Origin of the sequence: Subtercola boreus, assembly GCF_006716115.1 — a bacterium.
Classification (GTDB): Bacteria; Actinomycetota; Actinomycetes; order Actinomycetales; family Microbacteriaceae; genus Subtercola; species Subtercola boreus.
Genome location: NZ_VFOO01000001.1, coordinates 3,236,041 through 3,248,139, shown reverse-complemented (window position 1 = coordinate 3,248,139; position 12,099 = coordinate 3,236,041). Strand labels below are relative to the sequence as shown.

At 69.7% G+C, this 12,099-nt stretch carries 16 protein-coding genes; 7 read left to right on the top strand and 9 right to left on the bottom strand.

Annotated elements, in window-relative coordinates; genetic code table 11:
• Window positions 1-31: 31 nt before the first annotated feature.
• Window positions 32-745: a pentapeptide repeat-containing protein gene (locus FB464_RS15150; RefSeq protein ID WP_116416299.1), complete on the bottom strand. Its 714-nt coding sequence runs from the start codon at window positions 743-745 to the stop codon at window positions 32-34.
• Between the two features lie 69 nt (window positions 746-814).
• On the opposite strand from FB464_RS15150, the gene FB464_RS15145 reads away from it, so the two are divergent.
• A complete protein-coding gene (locus FB464_RS15145) occupies window positions 815-1,276 on the top strand; it encodes a helix-turn-helix domain-containing protein (RefSeq protein WP_116416300.1) in 462 nt (153 codons plus the stop codon).
• 64 nt (window positions 1,277-1,340) lie between these two features.
• Here the strand turns inward: FB464_RS15145 and FB464_RS15140 are convergent, their stop codons facing one another.
• Entirely contained in the window at window positions 1,341-1,751 is a 411-nt protein-coding gene (locus FB464_RS15140; protein WP_116416301.1) for a winged helix-turn-helix transcriptional regulator, read from the bottom strand.
• Between the two features lie 128 nt (window positions 1,752-1,879).
• Here FB464_RS15140 and FB464_RS15135 point away from each other — a divergent pair, with 128 nt between their 5' ends.
• The gene (locus FB464_RS15135) at window positions 1,880-2,737 is read left to right on the top strand and encodes an SDR family oxidoreductase (protein WP_116416302.1); all 858 of its coding nucleotides are present in this window, start codon (window positions 1,880-1,882) and stop codon (window positions 2,735-2,737) included.
• 52 nt (window positions 2,738-2,789) lie between these two features.
• Here the strand turns inward: FB464_RS15135 and FB464_RS15130 are convergent, their stop codons facing one another.
• Window positions 2,790-3,185: an SRPBCC family protein gene (locus tag FB464_RS15130; protein WP_116416303.1), complete on the bottom strand. Its 396-nt coding sequence runs from the start codon at window positions 3,183-3,185 to the stop codon at window positions 2,790-2,792.
• A 40-nt stretch (window positions 3,186-3,225) separates the two neighbouring features.
• Between FB464_RS15130 and FB464_RS15125 the strand changes: the two genes are divergently transcribed.
• On the top strand, window positions 3,226-3,978 hold the full coding sequence (locus tag FB464_RS15125) for a class I SAM-dependent methyltransferase (RefSeq protein ID WP_116416304.1): 753 nt from the start codon (window positions 3,226-3,228) through the stop codon (window positions 3,976-3,978).
• A 21-nt stretch (window positions 3,979-3,999) separates the two neighbouring features.
• On the opposite strand, the gene FB464_RS15120 is transcribed toward FB464_RS15125, so the two are convergent.
• The 3 genes from FB464_RS15120 to FB464_RS15110 all read right to left on the bottom strand — a co-directional run bounded on the left by FB464_RS15120 (window position 4,000) and on the right by FB464_RS15110 (window position 5,701).
• Window positions 4,000-4,230: a hypothetical protein gene (locus tag FB464_RS15120; RefSeq protein WP_116416305.1), complete on the bottom strand. Its 231-nt coding sequence runs from the start codon at window positions 4,228-4,230 to the stop codon at window positions 4,000-4,002.
• Between the two features lie 74 nt (window positions 4,231-4,304).
• Complete coding sequence (locus FB464_RS15115; RefSeq protein WP_116416306.1) at window positions 4,305-4,799, bottom strand: MarR family winged helix-turn-helix transcriptional regulator; 495 nt, start codon at window positions 4,797-4,799, stop codon at window positions 4,305-4,307.
• Window positions 4,800-4,870: 71 nt separating this feature from the next.
• Window positions 4,871-5,701: an alpha/beta fold hydrolase gene (locus FB464_RS15110; protein WP_116416307.1), complete on the bottom strand. Its 831-nt coding sequence runs from the start codon at window positions 5,699-5,701 to the stop codon at window positions 4,871-4,873.
• 124 nt (window positions 5,702-5,825) lie between these two features.
• Between FB464_RS15110 and FB464_RS15105 the strand changes: the two genes are divergently transcribed.
• Both FB464_RS15105 and FB464_RS15100 read left to right on the top strand, forming a co-directional pair.
• Window positions 5,826-7,025: an AI-2E family transporter gene (locus FB464_RS15105; protein WP_116416308.1), complete on the top strand. Its 1,200-nt coding sequence runs from the start codon at window positions 5,826-5,828 to the stop codon at window positions 7,023-7,025.
• A gap of 76 nt (window positions 7,026-7,101) precedes the next feature.
• Window positions 7,102-7,464: a TIGR02611 family protein gene (locus FB464_RS15100; RefSeq protein ID WP_116416309.1), complete on the top strand. Its 363-nt coding sequence runs from the start codon at window positions 7,102-7,104 to the stop codon at window positions 7,462-7,464.
• Window positions 7,465-7,496: 32 nt separating this feature from the next.
• On the opposite strand, the gene FB464_RS15095 is transcribed toward FB464_RS15100, so the two are convergent.
• Entirely contained in the window at window positions 7,497-8,273 is a 777-nt protein-coding gene (locus tag FB464_RS15095; RefSeq protein ID WP_116416310.1) for a DUF429 domain-containing protein, read from the bottom strand.
• Window positions 8,274-8,413: 140 nt separating this feature from the next.
• On the opposite strand from FB464_RS15095, the gene FB464_RS15090 reads away from it, so the two are divergent.
• Entirely contained in the window at window positions 8,414-8,740 is a 327-nt protein-coding gene (locus FB464_RS15090; protein ID WP_116416311.1) for a DUF7882 family protein, read from the top strand.
• A gap of 55 nt (window positions 8,741-8,795) precedes the next feature.
• Complete coding sequence (locus FB464_RS15085) at window positions 8,796-9,173, top strand: DUF2256 and DUF3253 domain-containing protein (protein ID WP_116416312.1); 378 nt, start codon at window positions 8,796-8,798, stop codon at window positions 9,171-9,173.
• 57 nt (window positions 9,174-9,230) lie between these two features.
• Here FB464_RS15085 and arfA read toward each other — a convergent pair whose 3' ends face one another.
• Together arfA and FB464_RS15075 are read right to left on the bottom strand one after the other, a co-directional pair.
• The gene (gene arfA / locus FB464_RS15080; RefSeq protein ID WP_116416313.1) at window positions 9,231-10,760 is read right to left on the bottom strand and encodes an arabinosylfuranosidase ArfA; all 1,530 of its coding nucleotides are present in this window, start codon (window positions 10,758-10,760) and stop codon (window positions 9,231-9,233) included.
• Between the two features lie 11 nt (window positions 10,761-10,771).
• On the bottom strand, window positions 10,772-12,055 hold the full coding sequence (locus FB464_RS15075) for a family 1 glycosylhydrolase (protein ID WP_246093085.1): 1,284 nt from the start codon (window positions 12,053-12,055) through the stop codon (window positions 10,772-10,774).
• Window positions 12,056-12,099 lie beyond the last annotated feature (44 nt).

Here is a 12,099-nt window from a genome sequence, read left to right as displayed (position 1 = left end):
GTTCGGCTCCAACTCTAACGAACTCGCGCCTTCACCCCTCCACCCGCACCCCGAGATGCTCGGCGAACAGCGGTGCGAACTGCGACAGCTGCAGCCCGTCGACGATGGTGCCGGCGAGACCCTCGACACCGTGCACGGCCTGGAACTCGCTCGTGCGGAGGTCGACGCTGCTGCAGGATGCCCGGGTGACGTCGAGCGTTCCGATGCGGCAATTCACCAGCGCGACGCGGCCGGCCCGCGCATCCCCGAGGTCGAGGTCGGTGATGGTGCACTCCTCGAGGATCACGTTGTTCAGCCGCGACCCGCGGAGGTTCAGGTAGTCGATCTTGCCGCCCACGAGGTGCACGGAGTCGAGTTCGGCGTCGAAGAACTCGGCAGACCCCCAGCGGGGGTTGTGGATCCGCACGTCACGCCAGGTGGTGCGCGCGGCCTTCAGCGTGTGGGCGAACGGCGCCTCGAGCACCGTCTCGATGAACCGGCTGGCGCGGAGATCGGCGTCGGTGAGCGTGACCCCGGTGAAACGGCACTCGAGGAACGAGCATCCGGTGAGGTCGACCTCACCCGCGTCTCCGCCATCGTAGTGCTCACGCTCGCGGCTGTCGCCCGAGAACAGCCCGTCGACCGGTGCAGCGTTCAGCTGCTCGGGCGGCAGCGATTCGAAGTCGACGAGCGGTGTGGGCACGGCCTTCGCGGCGGGTGCTCTGCGGGTGGCGGCGGGCTTCCGGGCGGCTGGCTTCGGGGTCACAGCCCCGAGTGTAGGGCCCGTACGATGGAGGCGCGCCGGGCGGGCGCGACCGCGACGCGAGGAGACCGGATGCCACTGCTCAGGGAACGCGCGACCGAGGCCGTCGAGCCCGCAGCGGCGAAGCGGATCGGGGCCGCGCTTTCGAGCATCCCTTCGCCCGGCGAATCCGCGCCGAAGTCGTCTGCTTCACCCAGCTCCCGCTCGCGCACCGCCCGCGACGCCTCGATGAGCATCGACGGGGTGGAGCTCTCCGTGCCGCCTGCCGTGCGCGACGCTGTGCGCGATCTGCTGCAGCGGTTCGCCGAGGGGCAGTCCGTGGTGGTCGGGTCGACGGATGCCCTGCTCACCACCTCGCAGGCAGCCGAGCTGATCGGCATCTCCGCGACCTACCTCCTGCGGCTCGCCAACGAGGGCACGATCCCGGTGGAATACCGCGGCACGCACCGCCGCTTCCGCCTCGCCGACGCGATGGAGTACCTCGAGGCATCCCGCGCCGCCACAGCCGCGCGCCCCACCACCCCCTCCCCCTAGCGCCGTCGAAACCCCGAAAATTGTCGGTATCCGTCGCCCAGAGCGACAACTTTCGGGGTTTCGATCACACCGCGGGGGCGGGAGTAGGAGTGGGGGCGGCGACGATGTCGGCCGCGTGCTCGCCGACCCACGCGACGAGCGGCAGCAGGCGGCCGGCGAGATCGTGGCCGAGCGGGCTGAGCTCGTAGTCGACCCGCGGCGGTACCGTGCCCTGCACCGTCCGCACGACGAGCCCGTCGGCTTCGAGGGTGCGGAGGGTCTGCGCGAGCATCTTCTCGCTGATGCCCTGGATGCTCCGCCGCAGTTCCCCCCAGCGCTGCGACTGGTCGGCGAGCGCCACGATCACCAGCACGCCCCACTTGCTCGTGACATGGTCGAGCACGACCCGGCTCGGGCAGTTCGCCTGGAACGGGTCGACGGGGAGGATGGCGGCGCGCACCGCGGCGGCCGAGGCGGGTTCCGCAACAATGGACATGGTTAGTAACTTACCAAAAAGTGGGTACCTCCCTGTGGGAAGTAGTCGGGCATCCTGCTCGTTGCACCCTTCGTCAGCCACAGTCGGCCCGCGCCGGCCGAACACCAGAACCGTCCCAAGGAGCACTCATGTCCATTGTCGTCACCGGAGCAACCGGCCAGTTCGGCCGCCTCACCCTCACCCACCTCCTCTCCCGCGGCATCGCGCCGGCCGACATCGTCGCCGCCGGACGCAACGCCGAAAAGGTGGATGCCCTGAAGAGCCTCGGCGTGCGCACCGCCGTCATCGACTTCTCCGACCCCGCGACGCTCGCGAGCGCGTTCGAGGGCGGAGACACTCTCCTGCTCGTCTCCGGCAGCGACGTCGGTGGACGCCTGCAGCAGCACCGGAACGCCATCGACGCGGCCAAGGCCGCCGGCGTCTCGCGGATCGTCTACACGAGCGCCCCCCGTGCGGACAGCACCGACCTGATCCTGGCTCCCGAGCACAAGGCGACCGAGGAGTACCTGCGGGCTTCCGGGGTTCCGTTCACGATCCTCCGCAACAACTGGTACACCGAGAACTACGCCTCGACCCTCAGCCAGGTCGCCGAGACCGGCGTCTATGCCGCGAGCACGGGTGAGGGCCGCGTCGCGAGCGCCTCGCGGAGCGACTACGCCGAAGCGGCCGCGGTCGTGCTGACCACCGACGGGCACGAAGGCGCGGTCTACGAACTCTCGGGCGACACCGCCTGGACGGGCACCGATTTCGCCGCGATCCTCAGCGACGTGCTCGGCCGCGACGTGCGCTTCGAATCGCTGTCGACGGATGCCCACACCGCCGCTCTCCTGGCCGCCGGCCTCGACGAGGGAACCGCAGGCTTCGTGGCGGGCCTCGATGCGAACATCGCCACCGGTGCGCTCGACAAGTCGTCCGACGACCTCTCGTCCCTGATCGGCCACCCGACGACGCCGGCCGCCGACACCCTCCGCACCCTCGCGGCCTGACATCGGAGGCGGGCCGGAGTCGGGCCGAACAGGGCGCGGCACGGCGCGGCGGCTACCCCTCGAGCACGCGCTTCAACACCGCGAGGTCGGAGAGGATGGTCGCCGCGTCGCGCTCGAAGTCCGCGTCGGTCACCCCGGGCATCCGGAGCAGCGTGAAGACGACCTCGGCGGCGCTACCCACTGCGAGCACGCGCATGGGGTTGTCGAACGTCTCGCCGCCCGGCAGGGTGACCAGATGGTCGACGACCCCGAAGTCGTTCGGCGGGGCGAAGCGCACCTCGACCTCGCCCATCGGGGAGTCGGCGACCCACCGGCCGTCGACCTGCCGGATGCCGGCACTGAGCCCGGAAGCCCACTGGGGCAGATTCGACGGTTCCCGCACGAAGGCGTACACCTCGCCCGCGGGGCGTTGGATGCCGATGCTGAGGTGACGGGTCTCGACTGCCATCGCCCCATTCTGCTCTCGTGATTCCTAGACTGGAAGCACCATGACACGAGACACAGAGCACGCCCTCTCGTTCGGCAGAGCCGTCGGCGCCTACGAACTCGGCCGCCCGAGCTACCCCGCTGAGGCGATCGACTGGATCCTCGCGGAGCTCGCCCCGGCGGACCCGGATGCCCGTACCTTCGTCGACGTGGGTGCGGGCACCGGCAAGTTCACGGCATCACTGCTCGGGCACGGCGCGAGGGTGGTCGCCGTCGAGCCCGATGAAACGATGCGAGGCACGCTCGGCGAGAAGTTCCCCGCCGTCGAGACGTTCGGGGGAACGGCCGAGCGCCTGCCTCTCGAGGATGATTCCGCCGACCTCGTGACGTTCGCGCAGGCCTGGCACTGGGTCGACGTCCCGGCCGCCTCGGCGGAGGCCGCCCGCGTGCTGAAACCGGGCGGCACGCTGGCGCTCGTCTGGAACATCCGCGACGAGAGCGTCGACTGGGTCTCGCGCCTCACCGGGATCATCGAACCCTCCGCCGCCGAGCAGTACGACAGCGTCACGCCCCCGGTCTCGAAGCCCCTGACGACGGTCTCCCACGCTGACTTCTTCTGGGACAACCCGCTCAGACGCGAACAACTCCTTGCGATGGTGACGTCACGCAGCTACATCATCGCGTTGGCGCCGGATGCCCGGGCCGAGGTCGTGCGTGCGGTCGAGCAGTTGCTGGACGAACATCCGGATCTCTCCGGGCACGACTCGTACACGATGCCCTATGTGACCCGGGTCACACTGGCCCGCGCCACCTGAGCGGCAGAGGCCATCCAGAGATCAGGCGAAGCGCTTCTTGGCGGCCTTCTCGGCCTTCTTCGCGGCCGACTCGGTGGCCTTCTTCGCGTCGCTGAGCGCACGCTTGCGGGCCTTCTTCACCTTCGGGTCGTTCCAGAAGCTGCTGACGGCCGAGCTGATCTCCTTGTAGCGGGCCTTACCAGCCTTCGCGCCGAGCGTGTAGGCAAGGAACGCGACGAGGGCGACGAATACGAAAGCGACTTTGTTCTTCATGGTCCATGTCTAGCACTCACGGCTGGGATGGCACTTCGCCCATCGCGGCGCTTGACGGGGCGGGGCGGGCAGCGCTAGGCGGCAGAATCGGCGCCCTGCGCCTTGAATCTGTTCTCGGGATCGAGCTTCTTCAGCATCTTTCCCATGATCCGGTCGAGATCCTGCACGTCGGCCGGGTCGAGCGGGGCGATCACGTTCGCCAGGACCGTGCCCACATGGCCCGGAGCCGTGTGCACAACTTTCTCGAAACCCGCGTCTGTGAGCGAGGCGTTGGTGGCCCGGCGATCTTCGGCGCAGGGGCTCCGGCGGAGGTACCCGCGCTGCTCCAGCCGGCTCGCGACGTGCGACAGCCGCGGCAGGGTCGAGTTGGTCACCGCCGCGAGCGCGGTCATCCGCAGAGTGTGCTCGGGGGCCTCTGAGAGCATCGCCAGAGTGAAGTACTCGAAGTGGGTGAGTTCGGCGTCCCGCTGCAGCTGGGAGTCGAGCGTCCCCGGCAGAAGCTCCACGACGGCGATGAACTTCTTCCACGCGCGGGATTCCTCGTCGGAGAGCCAGCGCTGTTCTGTCATGAAAACAGCCTAGCTCAATGATTGACGCAACAACAGTTGACGGGCGACTCTTTCACCCGGAAGACCGCACGTCAGGAGAGGAAGGCTGCCGCCCGTGCACCCCAGCCCTGGATCGCCGCCGTCGTCGAAGCCACCACGAGTTCGGCGTTCGGCAGCAGTTCGGCGAGCTTCTCCGCCGTCGACACCGGATGCCCGGGGTCGCCCTCCCACGCCAGCACCAGTGTGGGCTGGGTGATCTCCGCGAGCTGCTCGAACGGGGGCAGATCCGACAGCCCGGCCCCCCGGAACACCGTCGGCAGCAGCCCGATCGGCACCGCCGGCGCGGGCGGCCAGCCCGGGGCATCCGCGAACACGGCAGGGACGGGGGCGGCTCCGAACATCGCCTGCAACGCCGCCGCCGCCTCCTCCGGGCTGTCGAACCGTTCGATCGTCTCGGCCATCGTGGTGTACATGTCCACCTGCGCCGCACGTGTCTGCCAGGCCGTCGGCGGCGCACTCAACACGAGCCTGTCGAAGCGCCCGGGCAGGTGCACGACGGCGTGCAGGAGCGTTCCCGTACCCATCGAGAGGCCGATGCCCGAGACGGGTGCATCGGGCGAGAACCGGTCGGCCACCGCAAGCAGGTCGAGGGCGAGGGCGTCCCACGCGAAGTCCTCGGGGCGGGGTGCATCGGTGCCGGCATCCGACTCGCCGTGGCCACGGGCGTCGTACGAGACGAGGCGCCGGGCGCCCGCCTCCCCCACGGCCCGGTAGTCCCCGATCGTCGTCGCGATGGCCGACGCCCGGCTCGACGTGAGGCCGTGGGCGTCGACGACGACCGGCAGCCCCTCGGCTCCCGTATCGGTGTAGGCCAGGCCGGCACCGCGGATGGTGAGGCGGGCAGAGTTCGACGAGTCGGTCATGACCCGATTATCGGTGATTTCCGGCCCGTCGTCACGGCTCGCCGCGGCGTTCGGAGTGCTGAGCGCCTGTCAAGTCCCGGCAACCACTTCGGTGCTCCGGATGCTCCCGCCCTAGGCTTGGCGCATGCCCTCCACAAGCGCTGAACGGCCCGACGCCCCGCCCGCAGCATCCGGAACCGACAGCGCAGCCGACCCCACCGGCTCCCCGAGGCCCTCCCTGCGGGACCTGCTGACCGACAAGTTCGGCCAGGTCGCCATCCGGAGCGGTCAGGTCATCGTGATGCTCGTGCTCGCCGGGGCGATCGTGTTCGCGCTGGTGCAGCTGAAGCTCGTCGTCATCCCGGTGCTCATCGCGCTGATCCTCGCGTCGGCGCTCAGCCCGGTGATCTCGTTCCTCCGAAAGCGCGGGCTCTCCGCCGCCCTCGCCTCCTGGGCCACGCTCATCGCGGGCATCGTGGTGTTCGGCGGCATCATCACGCTCATCGTGTTCGCGGTCGAGGGGCAGTGGGACGAGCTCTCGTCGTCGGCCGTCGAAGGCGTGAACCAGCTCCAGCAGTTCGTGCAGAACGGGCCCTTCAACATCAGCCAGGAGCAGTTCGACTCCGCGCGCGACGCCGTGGTCGGCTTCGTGACGAGCAGCCAGTTCGGAACCGGAGCCATCGCGGGGGTCTCCGCAGCGGGCTCCGTGCTCACCGGCGCCGTGCTCGCGATCGTGATCCTGTTCTTCTTCCTGAAGGACGGCGACCGCATCTGGGCGTTCTTCCTCCGCCCGTTCCGCGGCTACCGGCGCGAACGCGGGGAACGGATCGGGCGCACCGCCGTGAAGACGTTCGGCGGCTACGTCCGCGGAACCGCTATCGTCGCTTTCGTCGATGCCGTCTTCATCGGGGCCGGCGCGGCCGTGCTCGGGGTGCCGCTGGCGCTGCCGCTCGCGGTCATCGTGTTCGTCACCGCGTTCATCCCGATCGTCGGAGCGACCCTCGCCGGCGTGCTGGCCGCCCTGGTCGCGCTGGTCGCCAACGGTCCGTACATCGCCCTCCTCGTGGTGATCATCGTCATCATCGTCAACCAGCTCGAAGGCAACCTGCTGCAGCCCGTGGTGATGGCGAACTCGCTGAAACTGCACCCGCTGGTGATCCTCGTGGCACTCACCGCCGGCACCATCCTCGGCGGCATCGTCGGGGCCGTGCTCGCCGTGCCGATCGCGGCCGTCTCGTGGGCCATCGTCAAGGTGTGGAACCACCCCGAGCAGCCGGATCCGCCCCGGAAGCCCCCGTTCTGGCGGCGCAGGAAGAAAGCGACCCCCGCTTCCGCCGAAGCGTAGCCCCCCGGCTGGGCAAGCGCTGGGCGTCCTCCCCGGTGTCGTGCATTTCCCAGCCACGACTCCTAACGTGGGGGCCATGACGACCGCCGTGGAACGCAGTGCGGCCGAGGGCAGCTCGCCCCGGCATCCCTTCCGGCTCTGGCTCGCGAGGCGCCGCGCCTACATCGAGCGGCACCCGCGCCTGCGGTTCGCCTACCTGCTCGCCCTCGCGGTCGTCGGCATCGCGATCGTGCTCGTCGGCATCGTGCTGATCCCCCTCCCCGGACCGGGCTGGCTGATCGTCTTCCTCGGGTTCGCCGTTCTCGGAACCGAGTTCGCCGTGGCCCGGCGCTTCAACGCCTTCCTGCGCCGGATGCTCGCCAGAGCCACCTCGTGGTGGCAGCGTCGCCGCGCAGAACGGTCGGCCCGCCGCATGGCGGCCCGCCCCGCCGCGCAGTAGAAGCGGCCCAGTAGAAGCAGCCCAGCCGCGCCTCAGCCCGGCTCGACGAGCGACTGCAGCGACCCGGTCGGCAGCGCGACCCACCCTTCGCGCCGGGCCCGCGCGAGCATCCGTTCGCCCGGTTCGTCGGCGAGCCCGATGGCGGCTGAACGGGTGGCCAGCGCCGCGACGACAGCGTCGAAGGCGTCGGTCGAGCCCAGCATCAGCGAACGGAAGCCCCGCACGTCGAACCAGGGCGCAGCGGCGAGCAGGTCGTCGATGAGCTCGGCGCGGCGCGCGACATCCGCCCGGTAACCGGTGGTCACCAGCCCCCAGAGCCGGAGCGAAGCGACCGGGTAGATCTCGACCACGAGGCCGGCGCCCGACCGATCGACGGCGATGCCGCGCTCGGCGATCCGCGCGAGCAGCCCCGCCGCGCGCATGGCGGTCAGCCCGAGCCGGTCCGTCGAGACGCTGAGTGGCCACCGGCCCGTGCGCTCCTGCACCACGCGATCTGTCTCGCGGTAGGCGAGCGTGCGGCGCCAGTCGATCCCGCCGTCGACCGCCGGGTCGAACGTCTCTCCTCCGTGGTGCGCGACGACGAACTGCACGAACTCGTCGGGCCATCCGAGGGCGCAGTCGATGCCGAGCTTGTCGACCCGTTCGGCCGTGTCGGCGATCAGCTCGTCGGCAACACCCAGCGTGAGCGAGGTGAGGGTGGCGCGCGCCAGGCCGCCCCCGCCCCCGCCCCGAGGCGCCTCGCCCCACTCGATCACGGCGAGCGCCGTGCCCTTCGGTTCAGCCGCGAGGTCGACTCCGGCAGTGATCATCCGAGCAGCGTACCAACGCCGGGCCGGCTGGGCGCGGGGCGGCAGCCGCAATCCGCGGCGCGCGGCGGCTCCGAATACTTCTGACACCCGATGGGGCGCGCCGATCGTCGGCGATGCCGAGGAGGTTCACTGTGGGAAGCATGATGTACGGCGGTCCCGACGCCATCGCCGAATTCGACGATCGGACACTCGCCCACCTGAGGGCCGCGATTGTCGACAAACTGAAGCGCAGCGAGCCGTTTGCGCTCCACTTCTCGAACCAGGGTCGGGGCGCTGCCGGCCACACGGTGCTCTGGCTGCACCCGGCGATTCCGTTGCGGTTCCATTTCGCCGGCCGCACGGGCCCCCTCAACAGAGCCTGGGTCGAGGCGATGCTGGATTCGGCGAACAACGCCTCGGGCCTCATGCTCGTGGAGGAGCCGATGCAGGCTCCGGATGACCGGCGACGCCGTGCCGCAGAACACTAGTCCGCGGCAGCACAACCCCTCCCGCGCTCCCCGCACCGGGTCGGAGAATGGATCCATGCCTCCCGCCGACAAGACCTGCGCCTCCTGCGGGCGCCGCATCGAGTGGCGGAAGAAGTGGGAGCGCAACTGGGACGATGTCACCTACTGCAGCGACGCGTGCCGGCGGCGCAAGGTGTCAGCCGTCGACCGGGAACTCGAGTCGGGCATCCGGAACCTGCTGGCAGCACGCCCTGCGACGTCGACGATCTGCCCCTCCGACGTGGTGCGGGCGATGACCGGCGACGAAGACGAGTGGCGGGCGCTGATGGAGCCCGTGCGGCGGGCAGCCCGGCGCCTGGTCGCGGCCGGCGAGGTCGAGATCACGCAGGGCGGGCGGGTCGTGGATCCGTCGACGGCGAAGGGCCCGATCCGCATCCGCCGCCGCCGGCCCTGAGTCAGTCGATCTGAGTCAGTCGACCTGAGTCAGTCGACCTGAGTCAGTCGACCTGAGTCAGTCGATGCTGGGCCGAGGCCCGGAGACGACGATCTGCGTCCACGAGACCGCGGGCAGCACGACCGACCACCCGTCGGCCGTGTGACGCAGCGACGTGTTCGGCTCGAGCCCGACACGCTCGGGGTCGGCGAGCGTATTGGCAGCCGTCGGGTCGTCGGAGTGCAGGGTCAGGGCGACCAGGGAACTGTCATCGCCCATCCCGCCGAGGTCGAGCTGCACCTCGATCTCCTCGGTCTCTGACCGGTTCACGAGATACACCGCGCCGGCACCGGTGGCGGCATCCAGGGTCGCGACCGCGTCGACCAGCGGAACGGAACCGTACGTCGCCGTCTCATAGGTGTCGCACGACACCGCGACGCGCAACGCCTCACCGCGCGCGTGCGCCGAGGTCTCCGCGAACGGGAAGAACGTCGTCTGCCGCCAGGCCGGCCCGCCGGGCTCCGTCATGATCGGCGCGATGACGTTGACGAGCTGTGCCAGCGACGCACTCGTCACCCGGTCGGCGTGCTTCAGCAGGGAGATCAGCAGGCTGCCGAACACCACAGCATCGGCCACCGTGTAGCTGTCCTCCAGCAGGCGCGGCGCGATGGGCCAGTTGTCCACGCCCTGGATCTTGTCCACCTTCTCGAACCGTTCGTTGTACCAGATGTTCCATTCGTCGAACGAGATGTCGATCCTCTTCGAACTGCCCCGAACGGCCCGCACGTGGTCGGCTGTCGCGACGACCGACTCGATGAAGTGGTCCATGTCGACGCCCGAGGCGAGAAAGTCGCCCCGGTCGCCGCGGTCCTCGTAGTAGGCGTGGCAGGAGATGTAGTCGACCTCGTCATACGTGTGCGACAGCACGGTGCGCTCCCACTCCCCGAAGGTCGGCATCGAGGCGCTCGACGAACCGCAGACCACGAGCTCGAGGCCCGGGTCGAACGAGCGGAGGGCGCGAGCGGTCTGCGCGGCGACCTTGCCGTAGTCGTCGGCCGAGCGGTGACCGAGCTGCCACGGCCCGTCCATCTCGTTGCCGAGGCACCACATCCGCACGTCGTAGGGCTCCGGATGCCCGTCGGCGATCCGTTTCTCCGCGAGCGCGGTGCCGCCACCGAGATTCGCGTACTCGAGCAGGTCGAGCGCCTCCTGCACACCGCGCGTGCCGAGGTTCACGGCGAGCATCAGCTCGCTCCCCACCTGCTTCAGCCACCCATCGAACTCGGCGAGCCCCACCTCGTTGGTCTCGGTGGAGTGCCAGGCCAGGTCGAGGCGGCGCGGCCGGAGCTCCCTCGGCCCGACGCTGTCCTCCCAGCGGAACCCCGACACGAAGTTGCCCCCGGGATAGCGGATGGCGCTCACGCCGAGCTCCGTCACGAGCTCGATCACGTCCCGCCGGAACCCGTCAGGGCCAGCGGTCGGATGCCCGGGCTCGTAGATCCCGTCGTACACGGCACGGCCGAGGTGTTCGATGAACGAGCCGAAGAGGCGGCGGTTGATGGGGCCGATCGCAGATCGGGTGTCGACGGTGAGGCGGGCGTGGAGCATGGCGGTCGCTTTCAGGCGGGGGCGGGAGTGGAGACGGGGAGGGAGGGATGACGCGTCGACGTTGCCAGCTGGCGGAACCGGTCGGCGAGCGGATTCCGTCGCCTCCCGAGGTGGCCGTCGGCCCCCTCCACCAGGTCGAAGAGGCCCATCGTGAGCAGGTGGTCGGCACGCGGGCCGTTGCTGTGCCGGTACGTCCACTCGTACATGTCGAAGAGCGGCCACCACGTGTAACCGACCACGGGAACACCCGCACGGCGGAGCTTCTGCAGGGAGGCGACGGAGTCGCCCATCCATTCGAGCCGTTCGGCGACGGTTCCGGTGACGCAGGTCTCGGTGAGCATGACGGGTGCGCCGTAGCGCGCGGCGTACGCCGTCAGCACCTCGGCGAGACCCTCGGTGCCGGCATCGAAGAACGGCCGTGAGTCCGCGAACCCTCCACCGTGGTGCACTCCGGCCTCGAAGACCTCTGTGGAGTGCCGCGGGTAGTAGTTCACGCCCATCACGTCGGGCTGCACCGCGTTCGCGGCGAACCAGGCCAGGTCGTCGTCGGAGACTCCACCGGCGGCGAGCTGGCCGGCGAGTGGATGCCCGGGGCCGACGCCGCCCGTCACGAGGTCTTCGACGAGGTACGACTGGTGGCGGAGCCGCTCGACCGTCTCGCGATGCTCGGGCGCGTCGACGTCACCGACGTAGCGCATGCCCGCGTCGACATGCACGAAGGTCGCGCGTTCGCCGAGAGCCCGGGCGATGCCCTGCTGGGTGAGCACGAAGCCCTTCGCGAGTGACGTGGCGATCCTCGCGAGGCCGTCGGGACCCGAGAGGTACGGGGGCCAGTAGGCGTACTCGCCCGAGAACAGGGCATGGATCATGGGTTCGTTGACCGGGGTGTAGTCCACGGCGAACGAGCCGTAGCGTTCGGCGAAACGGGTGCCGAATTCTGCGACGTGCTGCGGATAGTCGGGGTTGGCGAACTGGCCGTCGAGCCAGAGCGGGGTGCCGTAGTGCAGCAGGTCGATCACGGGGCGGAGGCCCAGCTGCTCGAAGCTGGCCATCGCCCTGTCGACCCAGGACCAGTCCCAGCGCCCGGCCTCCGGCGCCACCCGGTACCAGGGCACGCCCCAGCGCACGAGTTCCGCACCGACATCCTTTGCGAGCCCGAGGTCGGTCTCGACCTGGGCGTAGTGGTCGGTCAGTTCGTATTCGTCGATCGGGCGCTCGCCCGCCCGGCTCTGCGGAACGAAGGTGTCCTCGATGCCGAGCGCGAAGTGCAGCTCGCCGTCGTCGAACCATTTCATGGGGGCGCCTGTCCTGGTGTCGTGTGTTCTGCGGTCGTGTGTCC